Genomic DNA, 16,723 nt, shown 5'->3' with positions numbered 1-16,723 from the left:
GGGAAATAAAGTATGGATCGCATTATTCAATCACCTGGTAAGTACATCCAGGGTGCCGATGTTATTACCCGTCTTGGCAGCTACCTCAAACCACTGGCAGAACGCTGGCTGGTCGTTGGGGACAAGTTTGTATTAGGCTTTGCCCAGGGCGCACTGGAAAAAAGCTTCCAGGATGCCGGATTGGCGCTGGAGATTGCGCCGTTTGGCGGCGAATGTTCACAAAACGAGATCGACCGTCTGCGCGGCGTGGCAGAAAAAGCGCAGTGTGGCGCGGTACTCGGTATTGGCGGCGGTAAAACGCTGGATACTGCCAAAGCGCTGGCGCACTTTATGGCCGTGCCTGTCGCCATTGCCCCAACCATCGCCTCTACCGATGCGCCGTGCAGCGCGCTGTCCGTCATTTACACCGATGCGGGTGAATTCGATCGCTATCTGCTGCTGCCCAATAACCCGGACAGGGTGATTGTGGATACCAAAATTGTCGCGGGCGCACCGGCGCGTCTGTTAGCTGCGGGTATTGGCGATGCGCTGGCGACCTGGTTCGAAGCGCGCGCCTGTTCACGCAGCGGCGCAACTACCATGGCCGGTGGTCAGTGTACTCAGGCGGCACTGGCGCTCGCTGAGCTGTGCTTTAATACGCTGATCGAAGAAGGTGAAAAAGCGATGCTGGCAGCAGAGCAGCACGTGGTAACGCCTGCGCTGGATCGCGTTATTGAAGCCAACACCTATCTGAGCGGCGTCGGTTTTGAAAGCGGTGGTCTGGCAGCGGCTCACGCCATTCATAACGGTCTGACCGCAATCCCGGATGCGCATCATTACTACCACGGCGAGAAAGTGGCTTTCGGCACGCTGACGCAGCTGGTGCTGGAAAACGCACCGGTTGATGAAATTGAAACCGTTGCCGCGCTGTGTCATTCCGTTGGCCTGCCGATTACCCTGGCGCAACTGGACATCAAACAGGATATCCCGGCGAAAATGCGCATTGTGGCTGAGGCAGCCTGCGCCGAAGGCGAAACCATCCACAACATGCCTGGCGGTGCAACGCCGGACCAGGTGTATGCCGCCCTGCTGGTGGCTGACCAGTACGGTCAGCGTTATCTGCAAGAGTGGGAATAACGTTAGAATGCCGGATGGCGGCTTCGCCTGATCCGGCCTACAAACGGCAACATTGTACCGATACTGTAGGCCGGATAAGCGTCAGCGCCATCCGGCGTTTTGTTTACAGCAGATCGAAACGATCCAGGTTCATCACTTTCACCCATGCGGCCACGAAATCTCTCACGAATTTCTCGTGGGCATCGCTGCAGGCATAAACTTCAGCCACTGCGCGCAGTACAGAGTTAGAACCAAACACCAGATCGGCGCGGGTTGCGGTGTATTTTACTTCGCCGCTCAGACGGTCACGACCTTCGAATAGCTCTTGCGACTCATCAACCGCCTTCCACTCATTACGCATATCCAGCAGATTGACGAAGAAGTCAGTGCTGAGCACGCCTGGGCGATCGGTAAAGACGCCGTGCTGGCTACCATCGAAGTTAGTGCCCAGTACGCGCATACCGCCCACCAGCACGGTCATTTCCGGTGCGGTTAGCGTCAGCTGTTGCGCTTTATCGATCAGCAGCGACTCGGTGGTCGACACGTCAGGACGAGCGCGGTAGTTACGGAAACCATCAGCAATCGGCTCGAGCAGTTCAAACATCTCAATATCCGTTTGATCCTGACGCGCATCCACACGGCCCGGCGCAAAAGGTACCTTGATACTGACACCCGCAGCGCTGGCCGCCTGCTCTATACCAACAACCCCTGCCAGCACGATAATATCGGCCAACGAGGCGGTATGGGCAGACTTATAAATACCTTCCAGCACAGGCAGAACGCGTGCCGCGGTGGCATTCACATCCCAGCCGCGCTGTGGATCCAGCGCCAGACGCGCGCCGTTAGCGCCGCCACGTTTATCACCACCGCGGAAAGTCGATGCCGAAGCCCACGCCACCGATACCAGTTCGCCCACGGACAGGCCGGAATCAGCGATGGTCGCCTTCAGCTTCAGGATATCTTCTTCGCTTGGGTTGAAAAACGCATGCGGCAGCGGGTCTTGCCAAATCAGATCTTCTTTTGGCACTTCCGGTCCGATGTAACGCGCTTTTGGCCCCATATCACGGTGCGTCAGTTTAAACCACGCGCGGGCAAACGCTTCGTTGAACGCCTGTGGATCGTTCAGGAAACGGCGGGAGATCTTTTCGAACTCAGGATCGAAACGCAGCGTCAGGTCGGTAACCAGCATTGTCGGCTTACGTTTCTTCGACGGATCAAACGGATCGGGGATAATTTCTGGCGCGTCAACCGCTTCAAACTGAATTGCACCTGCCGGACTGCGAGTTTGTACCCACTCGTATTTGAACAGGTTCTCGAAGAAATAGTTGCTCCATTGGGTTGGCGTCTGCGTCCACACAACTTCCAGACCGGAAGTAATTGCGTCTGCGCCCGCGCCGCTGCCGTAGCTGCTCGCCCAGCCCAGGCCCTGTGCTTCGATCGGAGCGGATTCTGGATCGGCCCCAACGTGCGATGCCGGTGCTGCACCGTGAGTTTTGCCCAACGTATGACCGCCGCCAATCAGCGCCACGGTTTCTTCGTCGTTCATCCCCATGTTACCGAAGGTCGCGCGAATAGCCGCTGCCGCAGAAAGCGGTTCGCCGCTATGGTCCGGTCCTTCCGGGTTCACATAGATCAGGCCCATTTCGGTTGCGCCCAGCGGCGCTTTTGCCAGCTCTTCCGGATGACGGTGGGTCAGCCAGGCTTTTTCATCACCCCAGTTGACGTCGAGGTCTGGTTCCCAGACGTCTTCACGACCGGCGCCAAAGCCGAAGGTACGGAAGCCGGAGTTTTCCAGCGCCACGTTCCCCGCGAGGATAAACAGGTCGGCCCAGGAAATTTTCTGACCATATTTCTGCTTGATTGGCCACAGCAGGCGACGCGCTTTATCCAGGCTGACGTTGTCCGGCCAGGAGTTCAATGGTGCAAAACGCTGCTGTCCGCGACCCGCGCCACCGCGTCCATCGATAGAGCGATAGGTCCCTGCACCGTGCCATGCCATACGGATAAACAAACCGGCATAAGAGCCCCAGTCAGCAGGCCACCACGGTTGAGATTCGGACAGAAGGGCTCTGAGATCCCCTTTCAGGGCAGAGTAGTCAAGTTTGCTAAATTCTTTGCGGTAGTCGAAGTCCTCACCCAGCGGGTTCGAACGATTGGAATGTTGGTTTAAAAGATCAACGCGGAGTTGATTAGGCCACCAGTCGCGGTTATTTCTTCCTGCACCCGCGCTGTGATCCGGCCCGCCCTGATGGAAAGGACACTTACCGGCAGTTGATGCGTTCTGGCTATCGTCGGACATGCTCATCTATATGCTCCCTTTACAGTGTTCTGACTACGATATACACCACCAGAGATAAGATATAGTCGAAAAAACCCACAGATTCGATAGCTAATTCCTTTTATATTTAAAGTTACAGAGATGTAGATCAAAATGATCAATAAAAAACCCTCCGAAGAGGGCTGACGTACTGATTATGCTGGTCTTACCCCCAGCGTGTGACAAATTGCGTAGCTCATTTCTGCGCGATTTAGGGTATAGAAATGAAAATCTTTCACCCCTTCGCGACTGAGAATTTTCACCATGTCCATGGCGATGTTTGCCCCCACCAGCTTGCGGGTTTCCGCATCGTCATCAAGGCCATCGAACATAGTCGACATCCACGCCGGAATGCGGACGTTGGTCATGTCGGCAAATTTTTTCGCCTGTTTAAAGTTAGATACCGGCAGGATGCCTGGAATAATTTCCACATCGATTCCCGCAGACACACAGCGATCGCGAAAACGCAGATAGCTTTCTACATCGAAGAAAAATTGGGTAATCGCGCGGTTTGCACCGGCATCAACCTTACGCTTCAGGTTCAGCAAATCGGCCTGAGCGCTCTTCGCTTCCGGGTGTACTTCCGGGTAAGCCGCAACGGAGATATCAAAGTCCGCAACGTCTTTCAGCAGAGTCACCAGGTCAGAGGCGTACATATCCGGTTTACCGCTTCCCGGCGGCAGGTCACCGCGCAGGGCAACAATATGACGAATACCGTTATTCCAGTAATCCTGAGCAATGGTGCGCAGCTCATCGCGGGTCGCATCAATACAGGTCAGGTGCGGAGCCGCTTCAAGACCCGTGCGATCCTTAATACCTTTGATAATGCTGTGCGTACGGTCGCGCTCACCAGAGTTTGCGCCGTAAGTGACTGAAACAAACTTCGGCTTCAGGCTGCTCAGGCGATCGATGGAGTTCCACAGGGTTTGCTCCATTTCACTGGTGCGCGGCGGGAAAAACTCAAACGAAACGTTAATCTGACCCTGTACTTCTGCCAGGCTCTGATTCAGGGCTTCCCGCTGGTTGGCGTGAAAAAAGCTCATACCTTACCTCATCAATCTTTTGTCGTTATATGTTGTGTTGTGAACTGCTATACGTTTAGACGTCTAGATGTAAAAATGACGGAAAAGCACGCTGGCGTCAACACAAAAATCATCGTTAAAGGTGAGGAATACTCAGCCAACGTGAAAAAAATTCACATCAGCCTGAAATGATGAGAGATTGCGTCACGAGCGTCTGCAACCACTCTAATTTTGTTACGTTCTCTGGCAGCAACAGCAACCCCATGCTAATACGCAATTCGGTATCAGTAAGTGGAAGGAAGATCACACCCTGACGCTGGATCGCGGAAAAAGAGGCCGGAATCAGGCTCAGACCGTCACCCTGTGCGATCCGAGCCAGCAGCACGTCATGTTCCAGCGGCTCTTCAATACAGACAGGTGAGTAACCCGCACGACGAAAAATATGTCGGGTGTAATCAAAAAAGGCTGGGTTACGTTCGCGTTTGAACCAAAATAATGGTCGGTGGTTCAGCGCCGTTAACGAGAGCGATGACAGCCTCACCTCTGACCATAGCGCGGGTAAGGCGGCAATCATCGATTCTTGCCAGCTAAGCGACATGACGCTAAGCCCTGAAGTTTCAAGCGGTAGCGCCACCAGTGCTGCATCCAGTTTTCCCCGACGCACCTGCCGCGCCAGTTCAGGCGAACCATGACGAACAATATGCAGTTTCTGTACGCGTTTATTAAGCTGCGACTCAAGCGCCGCAAAAACGCCCTGCTCAAACGCCGTACTTAGCCCTAAGCGCAGAGATTGTTCCCCCGTTTTCGCTAACTGACTCAGCGCCGCCCAGGTTTTATCCTGTAGCACCAATAGCGGGCGCACGATTTCAAGTACGCGTTGGCCGTCCTCCGTCAGCGTTAGCCCACGGGTATGGCGGACAAAAAGTGTTACCCCCAGGCGGTCTTCAAGCTGGCGAATGTGGCGACTCAGCGGCGGCTGCGACATAAACAAACGCTGCGCCGCCCGGCTCATATTGTTCTCCTCCGCTACTACGGCAAAGTAACGCAGCAGGCGAATGTCCAGAGAGTGCAAAGACGATATTGTCATACCAAAAAGGTATCACGGAAACGGTATTATCCCAATCATTCCGCACGCTCTATCCTCACACCACAGACAAACACAAGAGAGGAAGAAATGATGCCTTCAGAACGCTTTGTTACCGGTCAGGAGATGTTGCAAAAAGTGGATGGAAAAGGCGGCGATGCGGTTATTGCAAGTCTGCAAGATATTGCGCCAGACTTCGCCCAATACCTGATTGAATTTCCTTTTGGCGATATCTATTCAAGACCGGGGCTAGATTTACGCAGCAGAGAAATCGCTACCGTCGCGGCATTAACTGCGCTGGGTAACGCCGCACCGCAGCTAAAGGTACATATTGGCGCGGCATTACACGTAGGTTTAACGCAGAAGGAGATCGTTGAAGTGATTATGCAGATGGCCGTATATGCAGGCTTCCCTGCGGCACTCAATGGCTTGTTCGCCGCAAAAGAGGTGTTTGCCTCTCACAAAGGCTAAAACAACAGACCAGCGGAGAGATTTGCCCAGTGGCGCTGCCGCTTACCGGGCCTACGGTTCGTGTCATATGTAGGCCGGATAAGCGCAAGCGCCATCCGGCAACGCAAACTACAGCAACTGCGCCAGGCGGTTAATGTCTGACTGAATCGCTCCGGCGGTGACGTCACGGCCTGCGCCTGGTCCACGGATCACCAGCGGGTTATCGCGATACCAGCGGCTTTCAATGGCGAAGACGTTATCGCACGGCAACAGCGCCGCCAGCGGGTGTTCAGGACGAACCGCCTCAACACCAACGCGCGCTTTACCGTTAGCATCAAAACGCGCTACATAGCGCAGCACCAGTCCCATTTCACGTGCCGCTTCCAGGCGCTGCACCATTTGCTCATTCAGCTCATCGCCATTTTCAAAGAAATGATCAATGGAACCTTCTTCACAGTGCGCAGGCACCAACGACTCCACGCGTACCTGGTCCGGTTCGATGTCGTAACCCGCTTCACGCGCCAGAATCACCAGCTTACGCATCACATCTTTGCCGGAAAGATCCACGCGCGGGTCAGGTTCAGTCAGCCCCTGCTGCCACGCCTGATCCACCAGATCGGTAAATGGGACCGTGCCATCAAATTGCAGGAACAACCACGACAACGTACCGGAGAAGATCCCACTGATCGACAAAATGGTATCCCCGCTATCAATCAGATCGCGTACGGTATGGTTGATCGGCAAGCCCGCGCCTACGGTGGCGTTATACAGCCAGTGGCGACCCGTTTTTTCAAAGGCGTCATGGATCTGACGGTAATTATTACTGCTGCTCGCCCCTGCCAGCTTGTTGGCGCTGATGACGTGGAAACCATGGCTGGCGAAATCCAGATACTGATCCGCCAGTTGCTCACTGGCTGTAACATCCAACACCACTAAATCATCATACGGGTGGGCACGCATCCACAGGAACAACGACTCTTCATCTTGTTCTACCGCTTCGTCATCAAAGAAGGCCAACGCGCGGCTGGCATCCAGCCCTTCGTAATTCAACAGACTACGACGGCTGTCAACCACACCTGCCAGCACGAACTCTAATCCGGTACGCGCCGAGAGCGTGCTCTGCTCACGGGCAAACAGCTCCAGCCAGCGCGAGCCAATGTTACCTTTGCCGAACAGCACCAGACCAATGCGTTTTTCCGCGCGGAAGATTGACTGGTGCAGACCCTGAATCAGGCTCTCCGTCGGGCCGGTGCGCAGTACCGCAACCAGGCTGATGCCCTCTTCCGACTGCCAGGTAAATTCAACCGGCTGACCTTTCAGTTGTTGCCAGAAACGATGGCAGTGCAGTGGGTTACGGGTGACGCCCGCCCCAACCATCGCCACCAGCGCCAGCCCCTGGCGCAGACGCAGCTCGCCCGGCAGGGCAGCTTCATCCAGAATTTTCAGGGCACCGTCAGCGACTTCGGAGGTATAGCAAAATTGCAGCAGTTGGCGGTCAGGATGCACACCGACTGCCAGCGGACGCACCTGAGTGCGTTTTAAAATCTGATCTATCTCTTTGTAGGCCAGTTTAAAATCCTGGCCGCCAGGAACCTGAAACTCAATCAGGCACACGTCGTCATGGCTGGTCACAATACGCGCCCCGGTACCGGAAGCCAGCACGCGTTCAATACGCGTTGAACCTTGCTCCGGCGTATAGCTACAACGCAGTTGGAGATCGATATCGCTGCCGGAAACCGGCTGTAGGGTACGGGCATGGAGAACCGGCGCCGCCAGACGCGCCAGCTCGCTGGCTTCATCCAAACGCAGCAGCGGCAGCAGACAGGCATCTTTTACTTTACGCGGATCCGCGCTGTAAACCCCGGCGACATCGCTCCAGATAGTTACGCGGGAAACGCCCGCCAGCGCGCCAACCTGCGTTGCTGAGTAGTCGGAACCGTTGCGTCCCAGCAGTACCGTTTCACCGGCGTTGCTGCGGCTAATAAAGCCGGTAACGACCAGACGTTTACCCGGATGCTGCGCCAGCAGTTGTTGCAGCAGTGGGTAAGAAAGACCTTCATCGACCTGCGGCTGAGCACCGCGTTCAGCACGTAAAAAATCGCGGGCATCCAACCAGGCCGACTCCAGCCCCTGTTGGTTAAGGACGGCGGACATCAAACGCGCCGACCATACCTCGCCATGCCCGACAACTTCGGCATAGACGGCATCGTTCACACCGCTGTCGAGTAATCCGGCCAGGCGCTCCAGGTCGTGAATAAACGCGCCGATCAGTCCATCCGCCACTTCGGGAGGTAACAAACCGCTGATAAGCTCGCTTTGATAGCGACGTAAAGCCTGTTGAACCTGATGCGCAGAAAGACGATCGGTCTGGCTTAATTTCAGCCAGCTAATCAACTGGTTAGTGGTACTGCCTGCGGCTGAAACAACCATCATGTCATCAGGCTGTGAGTATTCCGCCATAATGCCTGCGACACGCAGATAACATTTCACATCAGCCAGACTACTACCACCAAATTTGTGCAGTTGACGACCCTTCGCCCCTGCCTGCGCAATCACACTCATGTTTACCCCTTGTTTGCAGCCCGGAAGCCATTTTCCAGGTCGGCAATTAAATCTTCGCCATCTTCAATACCGGTGGAGATACGCAGTAGCGTTTCCGAAATTCCGGCAGCAGCACGCGCTTCTGGCGCCATACCCGCGTGAGTCATGGTTGCGGCGTGGGAGATCAGACTTTCAACGCCCCCTAATGATTCCGCCAGCGTAAACAATGACAACCCGCCAAGGAAGCGACGCAGCGTTTGCTCATCGCCATCCAGCTCAAAACTCAACATCGCGCCAAACCCTTTTTGCTGACGCGCGGCAATCTCATGCCCCTGATTTTCCGGCAATGACGGGTGATACAATTTTTTCACCAGCGGCTGAGTTTGCAGATAATCCACAATCGCCTGAGCATTACGTTGCGCCACCTCCATGCGAGGTGACAGAGTACGCAGGCCGCGCAACAGCAGATAACTATCAAACGCGCCGCCGGTCACACCAATATTATTCGCCCACCATGCCAGTTCAGTGACCTGTTCCGGATCTTTTGCGATCACTACACCGGCCACCACGTCGGAGTGACCGTTTAAATATTTCGTGCATGAATGCAACACCAGATCGGCGCCTAATGCCAGAGGATTTTGCAGGGCCGGGCTTAAAAAAGTGTTGTCCACCACGCTGACCGCACCAGCTTCACGCGCCTGCTGGCAGATTTTCGCAATATCCACCACGCGCAGCAGCGGGTTGCTGGGGCTTTCTACCAGCACCAGTTTCGGTTTTTCCGCCAGTGCCGCCTGCAACGCCAGCTCATCGCCTTGATCGACAAACAGGACGCGATAACAGCCACGCTTTGCCAGGCTGTCAAACAGACGATAGCTCCCGCCGTAGCAGTCGTGCGGTGCGACCAGCAGATCGCCAGGCTTGAGAAATACCGTGGTCACCAGATGAATTGCCGACATGCCGGTATTGGTCAGTACAGCCCCCGCCCCACCTTCCAGTTCCGCCAGCGCACGCTGAACGACATCACGCGTCGGGTTACCGCGGCGCGAATAGTCATGGGCGCGAGGCTCATTAAAACCGGTAAAGTTATAGGTGCTGGAGAGGTGAATCGGCGGGACAACGCAACCGTACTGTTCGTCGTCATTTAATCCGCTACGCACTGCGATGGTGGCCTGTTTACGCGTCATATTGAGGAGATCCTGGCTGAGTCGGTGAAAAGTCAGACACCAGAGTAATCATAGTTACGATAGCCGTCAATACATCTGGACATCTAAACTTCTTTGCGTATAGATTGAGCAAACTGGAAATAGCCGTTAAAATTATATGCATTAGCGTACATCTGCGTCGGCTTACTTCGTGTCAGGGCCACGCCACTACGATAAACTACGCGCAATTATGGTCCGGGCTCAGGTTCTGGCCTCAATATTAATGACAAAGAGGATTAGGTATCTCATGGCTGAATGGAGCGGCGAATATATCAGCCCATACGCTGAGCACGGTAAGAAGAGTGAGCAAGTCAAAAAAATTACGGTTTCCATTCCTCTGAAGGTGTTAAAAATCCTTACCGATGAACGCACGCGTCGTCAGGTTAACAACCTGCGTCACGCCACCAACAGCGAACTGCTGTGTGAAGCGTTTCTGCATGCTTTTACCGGGCAACCCTTACCCAACGATGACGACCTGCGTAAAGAACGCAGTGATGAAATCCCGGAAGAAGCAAAGGTAATCATGCGTGAACTGGGTATCAACCCGGAAACGTGGGAATACTGATTGTTGAAGACAGATGAGAAAAGGCGGGATCACTCCCGCCGCTTCTCAATACGTTACTTACTGATACCATTGATCTTATTCAAAGTCTCTTCCATTTTGAGCGTTTCTTTACGGTTTAATGGATAGAAATAAATCAGAATGACCGCCGCCAAAAACAGGCATAAAGCCGGTAAGAGATTCGCCATCGTATAGATGTTTTCCTGCACGATGCTGGTTTGCACAGCGCCGCCCGTTGACGAAGATTGATAACCAATGATGGCCAGCATAAAGCCGCCAATCGCCCCTGCACACGCCTGACCAACTTTACGGGCAAAGAAGTTCACGCCATAGACCGTTCCATCCTCACGATCGCCGGTGACATACTGGTGATAATCACAAACATCGGTCATAAACGCCCAAATCATCAGATTGAATAATCCTGCCCCCAGCGTTGCCAGGAACAGGAAAACCAAATAGACCTTCGCGTCGGTAATGTGGGTGAAGTACATCAGCAGATACATGGCTACCGCAAAGAGCAACGCGCCGACGCTGGCTTCTTTCTTCCCAAAGCGTCTTGTGAGCCAGGATGCCGATGGCGCCAGCAAAACCAGAGAGCCAAAGGTAAACAGCAATGCAACGGACATAGCCTCTTTGTTATGGAAATAGTCGTTAAACAGGTAAGTCATGTTAGTACCAGACAACCCCTGATTAATTACGATCAGCAAGTCCACAACCACTAAAACAATCAGCGCCTTATTGCGTAACAACCCCTTCAGCAGCACAGAAACAGGCATGCTCTCTTTTCTTTCAACGCGCACACGTTCCGTCGTTAACTGACAGGTCAGCGTTAAAAAGATAAAGCCCAGCACTGAACATCCAATGGCAATCCAGAAGAAATGCTGCCCGGAAATCACCTGGCTTCCATCCACGAGGGTGGTGTACATCAGGATCGGAATAAAAAAGCCGGTTGTCCCGCCGCCGATGGCAGACCCAACGCTGCGCCAGGTTGACAGCGATACGCGATCCTCCGGGTTCGAGCTAATGGCCGCAGACATGGCGCCATACGGAATACTCACCGTTGATAACAGCGAACCGTAGATAAAATAGGAACAGCAGATGTAGATAATTTTCGCCGTATAAGAAAAATCATTCACAAATGGCAGGAACAGGACGACCGCAATGATACAGAACGGATACTTCATGCGGCGCACCCAGGGGTTAAATCGCCCATGTATCGTCAGTTTAGAGGTATCACATAAGCGCCCTACGCCAACGTCGACAAACGCATCAAAGAGTTTGGTCACAAAATAGAGTGAACCCACAATGACGCCGGAAATACCGAGGACGTTGGTGTAATAAATCATTAAAAAACTATTTACCAGTCCTAGAATAAAACAGGTTCCGAGGTCGCCACACAAATAACCGAATTTATCTCTTAACCCGAAAGGTCTGACGGTAATATTTTGATTACTTCCGATCATAGTTCCATCATTAGACATGATGCTAACTCCTTAGACACATTATTCACGCAAATTATGCGTATATACCGATGCTCAACGTAATAAATTTATACGGAGCGTATTAACGGTCAGAAGTTATAACCGAGACCGACGCGATAACGAGTCTGACGATCGTCTGTGGTGGTAGTATTATATCCCGAGGAAACGTTACCAACCTCAACAAATGGAACCCAGGAACCAATCTTATAAGCCACACGGAAGTTATATTCGTAATCGTCTTTTCGGTTGTTATATAAATCTTCGCTATCGGCAATTTTATAAATACCGTTTAGCTCAAACATCCAGTCATTGATGTTATAACCGAGCCATGCTTCCGGACGATAGACCATGCGGTCATCCTTGCCGTCAGAGTTTCTGCGCATGTACTCTTGGCGATAACGGAACGCGGTCCACCAGTTGTCGTTGATATTATACTGTACGCGAATATAAGGCTTGTATATCGCGATATTATCACCCGTTTCGATGGCAATACCCGGCTGCCAGATAAGCCCCTGCCAGGTGAACTGGTAGCTTGCCGTATACTCGTTGCCATTGCTTTCCATATTATTCCACGCATCATTAGATTGCGTATCTTCGGAACGTGAAATGGCTTCTACTGCTACACCAAAACCGGTAGCAAAACGGTGAGACATATAAACACGGTCGTAATTACGACCGTCATCATAATATTCATGTCGATAATCAACATAACCCGCTTGCGCGGCCGCAGAGAATAATGGAATCAGTAATAACGCGGATTTAAATTTCATGACCATCCCTCTTCATACTGTATCAAGGAAATTGTCCATCTTGTTCCATCAATAAATAAGGGAACAATGAAGGAATAAGAATAATTTTATATTTCCACGAAAGTGTATTTTAGAAAGAAGGCAGAAACCTTTGGTATTTTGCCAAAAAAATGGATAAGTGGCAAAAATCAGAAGATAAAAAGGACGCAGATCACCAGTTGAAACATTTTATCTTAAAAATAAAAACGCTGTTTTATTTATTAAAGAAAAGACACTATTCGATACATCAATACGAATTTCAGTCTGCAGGCACAGAAACAAAAAAAGCGCCATAAGGCGCTTTTTTCTGACAGCTTAAACTTACTTGCTGCCTGGGATGCTGAAACGCTTGTTGAAGCGATCAACACGGCCACCGGTAGCAACATCACGCTGCTTGCCAGTATAGAACGGGTGGCACTGACCGCACACGTCCAGGTTCAGATCGTGACCGACGGTAGAGCGGATTTTCATGACGTTACCGCAAGAGCAGTTTGCAGTAATTTCTTCGTATTTCGGGTGAATATCTTTTTTCATGGGAAAACCTCGGTTTAAGGCCGCGTCGCTCTTCCAGCCCTAACGCCAGACACCACGCGATGTTAATAGTATAGGTCAGTGATACAAATTTGTATCAAAGGCGGCGAATCATACAGAAATTAACCTGCTCATGCAAACTGATCCGCATTCTACCCTTCACTAATGTGTATACTAACCCGCCAGATTTCAAGTCAGGATGATTCAATGCCCGTTGCGCACGTTGCCTTACCCGTTCCGCTTCCTCGTACCTTTGACTACCTTCTGCCGGAAGGCATGAGTGTCAAAGCCGGGTGTCGTGTACGCGTGCCCTTTGGCAAGCAGCAGGAGCGCGTAGGCATCGTCCTTTCCGTCAGCGAGCACAGCGAACTGCCGCTAAACGAATTGAAAGCCGTTCTTGAAGTGCTGGACAGCGAACCGGTTTATTCGACCTCCGTCTGGCGTCTGTTGTTGTGGGCGGCTGATTATTATCATCATCCTATTGGCGACGTGCTGTTTCATGCCCTGCCAATTTTACTGCGCCAGGGACGCCCGGCGACTAACGCGCCCATGTGGTACTGGTTTGCCACTGAAGAAGGTCAGGTTATTGATCTCAACAGCCTTAAGCGCTCTCCCAAGCAGCAGCAGGCGCTGGCCGCGTTACGCCAGGGCAAAATTTGGCGCGACCAGGTGGCTGAACTGGAATTTAATGACGCCGCATTACAGGCGCTGCGGAAAAAAGGGCTGTGCTCCCTGGCGAGCGAAACGCCAAGCTTTAGCGACTGGCGTACGCACTATGCAGTTTCCGGTGAGCGTCTGCGGCTGAACACCGAGCAAGCCACCGCCGTCGGGGCGATTCACAGCGCCTCGGACAGTTTTAGCGCCTGGTTGCTCGCGGGCGTAACGGGTTCCGGCAAAACAGAGGTCTATCTAAGCGTGCTGGAAAATGTTCTTGCCCAGGGCAAACAGGCGCTGGTGATGGTGCCTGAGATTGGCCTGACGCCACAAACTATTGCCCGTTTTCGCGAACGCTTCAATGCACCGGTCGAAGTCCTGCACTCTGGCTTGAACGACAGCGAACGTCTTTCGGCATGGCTGAAGGCAAAAAATGGCGAAGCGGCGATTGTTATCGGCACGCGCTCGTCGCTGTTTACGCCTTTTAAAAATCTTGGCGTGATTGTCATCGACGAAGAGCACGACAGTTCTTATAAACAGCAGGAAGGCTGGCGTTACCATGCCCGCGACCTTGCGGTTTATCGCGCCCATAGCGAACAAATTCCCATTATTCTCGGCTCAGCCACCCCGGCGCTGGAAACACTGTGTAACGTGCGACAGAACAAATATCGCATGCTGCGCCTGACGCGCCGCGCTGGAAATGCGCGCCCAGCGACTCAGCACGTGCTGGACCTCAAAGGTCAGCAGGTGCAAGCCGGACTCGCCCCTGCGCTTATCACCCGTATGCGTCAGCACCTGCAAGCAGATAACCAGGTGATCCTGTTTTTGAACCGCCGGGGCTTTGCGCCTGCCCTACTGTGCCACGATTGCGGCTGGATTGCCGAATGTCCGCGCTGCGATCACTATTACACTCTGCATCAGGCACAGCACCATTTACGCTGTCACCACTGCGACAGCCAGCGCCCGATACCGCGCCAATGTCCTTCCTGTGGCTCAACGCATATGGTTCCGGTTGGGCTCGGCACCGAACAGCTTGAGCAGGCTCTGGCACCTTTTTTCCCCGGCGTGCCAATCTCACGCATCGATCGCGACACCACCAGCCGTAAAGGGTCGCTGGAGCAGCATCTGGCGGAAGTGCATCGCGGCGGCGCACGAATTCTGATCGGTACGCAAATGCTGGCCAAAGGCCACCACTTCCCGGACGTCACCCTGGTGGCGCTGCTGGACGTCGACGGCGCGCTGTTCTCTGCAGATTTCCGGTCAGCGGAACGCTTCGCCCAGCTCTACACGCAGGTTTCCGGGCGAGCAGGACGCGCCGGGAAACAGGGCGAAGTGGTGCTGCAAACGCACCATCCTGAGCATCCACTGCTGCAAACCTTGCTGTATAAAGGTTATGACGCATTTGCCGAGCAGGCGCTGGCCGAGCGACAAACGCTCCAGCTTCCACCGTGGACCAGCCATGCGATCGTGCGGGCAGAAGATCACAACAACCAGCATGCGCCAATGTTCTTACAACAGTTGCGAAATCTGATTCAGGCCAGCCCACTGGCCGATGATAAGCTCTGGGTACTCGGGCCGGTTCCCGCCCTGGCACCTAAACGCGGTGGTCGCTATCGCTGGCAAATTTTGTTGCAGCACCCGTCGCGAATTCGCCTGCAACATATCATCAGCGGCACGCTGGCGCTGATCAATACGTTACCCGATGCACGTAAGGTTAAATGGGTGCTGGATGTCGATCCCATCGAGGGATAACCCCTCATGATGCGAGGCGGATCGTAAAATTAAACATCCATCACACTTTTTATGAAAATTCTGTAACCGCTTCCATTAACTATCTGATAAAAATGTTTCAGATGAAGGTTACCCAGGGACGAGTCTGTGCCAGCAGCCCTCTGGCGAGGAGAAAGAGTGAAACCGACTAAGCAGGTTGCCGCCGCTACGATGAAAGATGTTGCTCTGAAGGCGAAAGTCTCAACGGCAACCGTATCCCGCGCATTAATGAACCCGGACAAAGTCTCGCAGGCGACCCGTAACAAGGTTGAGCAGGCAGCGCTGGAAGTGGGATATTTACCCCAATCAATGGGACGCAACGTTAAGCGTAATGAATCACGTACCATTCTGGTGATAGTGCCGGATATCTGCGATCCATTTTTTAGCGAAGTGATTCGCGGCATAGAAGTGACCGCCGCAGAACAGGGATACCTGGTGCTTATTGGCGATTGCGCGCATCAGAATCAGCAGGAAAAGACCTTCCTTAACCTCATTATCACCAAGCAGATCGATGGCATGGTACTGCTCAGCTCGCGCCTACCGTTTGATGCCAGTGTGGAAGAGCAGCGCAACCTGCCGCCAATGGTCATGTCCAACGAGTTCGCGCCAGAGCTGGAACTCCCCACCGTGCACATTGATAACCTCACCGCCGCCTTCAACGCGATGAATTATCTGCTGGAACTTGGGCATAAACGCATTGGCTGTATCGCCGGCCCAGAGGACATGCCGCTGTGCCATTACCGTCTGCAAGGTTACGTTCAGGCATTACGCCGCAGCGGAATTACGGTCGATCCGCATTTTATCGCGCGTGGTGACTTTACCTATGAAGCGGGAGCCAATGCGCTGAAGCAGCTCCTTGAGCTTCCACATCCGCCTACCGCGGTCTTTTGCCACAGCGATGTCATGGCGCTGGGCGCCCTCTCTTACGCCAAACGTCAGGGTCTGAAGGTGCCTGACGATTTATCCATCATTGGCTTTGATAACATTTCGCTCACGGAATTTTGTGATCCACCCCTGACAACCGTCGCGCAGCCGCGTTTCGATATCGGACGCGAAGCTATGCTGTTACTGCTCGATCAATTACAAGGGCAGAACGTCAGCAGTGGCTCACGTTTACTCGACTGCGAGCTTATTATTCGGGGTACTACCCGGGCACTGACGTAAAGTAAAGTGCTTTCGGACTCCCCTGTCTGGTCAAAGGCCCGCCGCTTAAGTAACATGGCGGG

13 protein-coding genes are annotated in these 16,723 nt (G+C 53.2%); 5 read left to right on the top strand and 8 right to left on the bottom strand.

The window, feature by feature from the left end; genetic code table 11:
• Positions 1 to 12 precede the first annotated feature (12 nt).
• Positions 13 to 1,116, top strand: a complete 1,104-nt coding sequence (gene gldA / locus E1B03_RS02140) for a bifunctional L-1,2-propanediol dehydrogenase/glycerol dehydrogenase (protein ID WP_103771959.1) — start codon at positions 13 to 15, stop codon at positions 1,114 to 1,116.
• A gap of 103 nt (positions 1,117 to 1,219) precedes the next feature.
• Here gldA and katG read toward each other — a convergent pair whose 3' ends face one another.
• From katG to E1B03_RS02120, 3 genes are all read right to left on the bottom strand, one after another.
• Positions 1,220 to 3,400, bottom strand: a complete 2,181-nt coding sequence (gene katG, locus E1B03_RS02135; RefSeq protein WP_103771958.1) for a catalase/peroxidase HPI — start codon at positions 3,398 to 3,400, stop codon at positions 1,220 to 1,222.
• Between the two features lie 167 nt (positions 3,401 to 3,567).
• Complete coding sequence (metF, locus tag E1B03_RS02130; RefSeq protein WP_103771957.1) at positions 3,568 to 4,455, bottom strand: methylenetetrahydrofolate reductase; 888 nt, start codon at positions 4,453 to 4,455, stop codon at positions 3,568 to 3,570.
• A gap of 157 nt (positions 4,456 to 4,612) precedes the next feature.
• Positions 4,613 to 5,521, bottom strand: coding sequence for a LysR family transcriptional regulator (locus E1B03_RS02120; RefSeq protein WP_133085616.1), 909 nt, complete (start codon positions 5,519 to 5,521; stop codon positions 4,613 to 4,615).
• A 90-nt stretch (positions 5,522 to 5,611) separates the two neighbouring features.
• Here E1B03_RS02120 and E1B03_RS02115 point away from each other — a divergent pair, with 90 nt between their 5' ends.
• On the top strand, positions 5,612 to 5,989 hold the full coding sequence (locus E1B03_RS02115) for a carboxymuconolactone decarboxylase family protein (RefSeq protein ID WP_133087184.1): 378 nt from the start codon (positions 5,612 to 5,614) through the stop codon (positions 5,987 to 5,989).
• A 108-nt stretch (positions 5,990 to 6,097) separates the two neighbouring features.
• On the opposite strand, the gene metL is transcribed toward E1B03_RS02115, so the two are convergent.
• Positions 6,098 to 8,530, bottom strand: a complete 2,433-nt coding sequence (gene metL, locus E1B03_RS02110; RefSeq protein ID WP_133085615.1) for a bifunctional aspartate kinase/homoserine dehydrogenase II — start codon at positions 8,528 to 8,530, stop codon at positions 6,098 to 6,100.
• 2 nt (positions 8,531 to 8,532) lie between these two features.
• Complete coding sequence (gene metB, locus E1B03_RS02105) at positions 8,533 to 9,693, bottom strand: cystathionine gamma-synthase (protein WP_103771953.1); 1,161 nt, start codon at positions 9,691 to 9,693, stop codon at positions 8,533 to 8,535.
• A gap of 265 nt (positions 9,694 to 9,958) precedes the next feature.
• On the opposite strand from metB, the gene metJ reads away from it, so the two are divergent.
• On the top strand, positions 9,959 to 10,276 hold the full coding sequence (gene metJ / locus E1B03_RS02100; protein WP_003825168.1) for a met regulon transcriptional regulator MetJ: 318 nt from the start codon (positions 9,959 to 9,961) through the stop codon (positions 10,274 to 10,276).
• A 53-nt stretch (positions 10,277 to 10,329) separates the two neighbouring features.
• Here the strand turns inward: metJ and E1B03_RS02095 are convergent, their stop codons facing one another.
• The 3 genes from E1B03_RS02095 to rpmE all read right to left on the bottom strand — a co-directional run bounded on the left by E1B03_RS02095 (position 10,330) and on the right by rpmE (position 13,076).
• On the bottom strand, positions 10,330 to 11,754 hold the full coding sequence (locus tag E1B03_RS02095) for an MFS transporter (protein WP_103771952.1): 1,425 nt from the start codon (positions 11,752 to 11,754) through the stop codon (positions 10,330 to 10,332).
• Between the two features lie 89 nt (positions 11,755 to 11,843).
• Entirely contained in the window at positions 11,844 to 12,524 is a 681-nt protein-coding gene (locus E1B03_RS02090) for an oligogalacturonate-specific porin KdgM family protein (RefSeq protein WP_103771951.1), read from the bottom strand.
• Between the two features lie 339 nt (positions 12,525 to 12,863).
• Positions 12,864 to 13,076 (bottom strand): 50S ribosomal protein L31, encoded by a 213-nt coding sequence (gene rpmE, locus E1B03_RS02085; RefSeq protein WP_008787040.1) that lies wholly within the window; start codon positions 13,074 to 13,076, stop codon positions 12,864 to 12,866.
• Between the two features lie 204 nt (positions 13,077 to 13,280).
• Between rpmE and priA the strand changes: the two genes are divergently transcribed.
• Positions 13,281 to 15,479, top strand: a complete 2,199-nt coding sequence (gene priA / locus E1B03_RS02080) for a primosomal protein N' (RefSeq protein WP_133085614.1) — start codon at positions 13,281 to 13,283, stop codon at positions 15,477 to 15,479.
• Positions 15,480 to 15,635: 156 nt separating this feature from the next.
• Positions 15,636 to 16,661, top strand: coding sequence for a DNA-binding transcriptional regulator CytR (gene cytR, locus E1B03_RS02070; RefSeq protein ID WP_103771948.1), 1,026 nt, complete (start codon positions 15,636 to 15,638; stop codon positions 16,659 to 16,661).
• The last annotated feature ends 62 nt before the right edge of the window (positions 16,662 to 16,723 follow it).

It is taken from the genome of Citrobacter arsenatis, assembly GCF_004353845.1.
GTDB classification, from domain to species: Bacteria; Pseudomonadota; Gammaproteobacteria; order Enterobacterales; family Enterobacteriaceae; genus Citrobacter; species Citrobacter arsenatis.
This window is presented reverse-complemented; position numbering and strand designations above follow the sequence as displayed.

Excerpts from the sequence above, each read along its gene's own strand:
- gldA (WP_103771959.1), top strand. The coding sequence starts at position 13 with ATGGATCGCATTATTCAATCACCTGGTAAGTACATCCAGGGTGCCGAT.
- katG (WP_103771958.1), bottom strand. The coding sequence starts at position 3,400 with ATGAGCATGTCCGACGATAGCCAGAACGCATCAACTGCCGGTAAGTGT.
- metF (WP_103771957.1), bottom strand. The coding sequence starts at position 4,455 with ATGAGCTTTTTTCACGCCAACCAGCGGGAAGCCCTGAATCAGAGCCTG.
- E1B03_RS02120 (WP_133085616.1), bottom strand. The coding sequence starts at position 5,521 with ATGACAATATCGTCTTTGCACTCTCTGGACATTCGCCTGCTGCGTTAC.
- E1B03_RS02115 (WP_133087184.1), top strand. The coding sequence starts at position 5,612 with ATGCCTTCAGAACGCTTTGTTACCGGTCAGGAGATGTTGCAAAAAGTG.
- metL (WP_133085615.1), bottom strand. The coding sequence starts at position 8,530 with ATGAGTGTGATTGCGCAGGCAGGGGCGAAGGGTCGTCAACTGCACAAA.
- metB (WP_103771953.1), bottom strand. The coding sequence starts at position 9,693 with ATGACGCGTAAACAGGCCACCATCGCAGTGCGTAGCGGATTAAATGAC.
- metJ (WP_003825168.1), top strand. The coding sequence starts at position 9,959 with ATGGCTGAATGGAGCGGCGAATATATCAGCCCATACGCTGAGCACGGT.
- E1B03_RS02095 (WP_103771952.1), bottom strand. The coding sequence starts at position 11,754 with ATGTCTAATGATGGAACTATGATCGGAAGTAATCAAAATATTACCGTC.
- E1B03_RS02090 (WP_103771951.1), bottom strand. The coding sequence starts at position 12,524 with ATGAAATTTAAATCCGCGTTATTACTGATTCCATTATTCTCTGCGGCC.
- rpmE (WP_008787040.1), bottom strand. The coding sequence starts at position 13,076 with ATGAAAAAAGATATTCACCCGAAATACGAAGAAATTACTGCAAACTGC.
- priA (WP_133085614.1), top strand. The coding sequence starts at position 13,281 with ATGCCCGTTGCGCACGTTGCCTTACCCGTTCCGCTTCCTCGTACCTTT.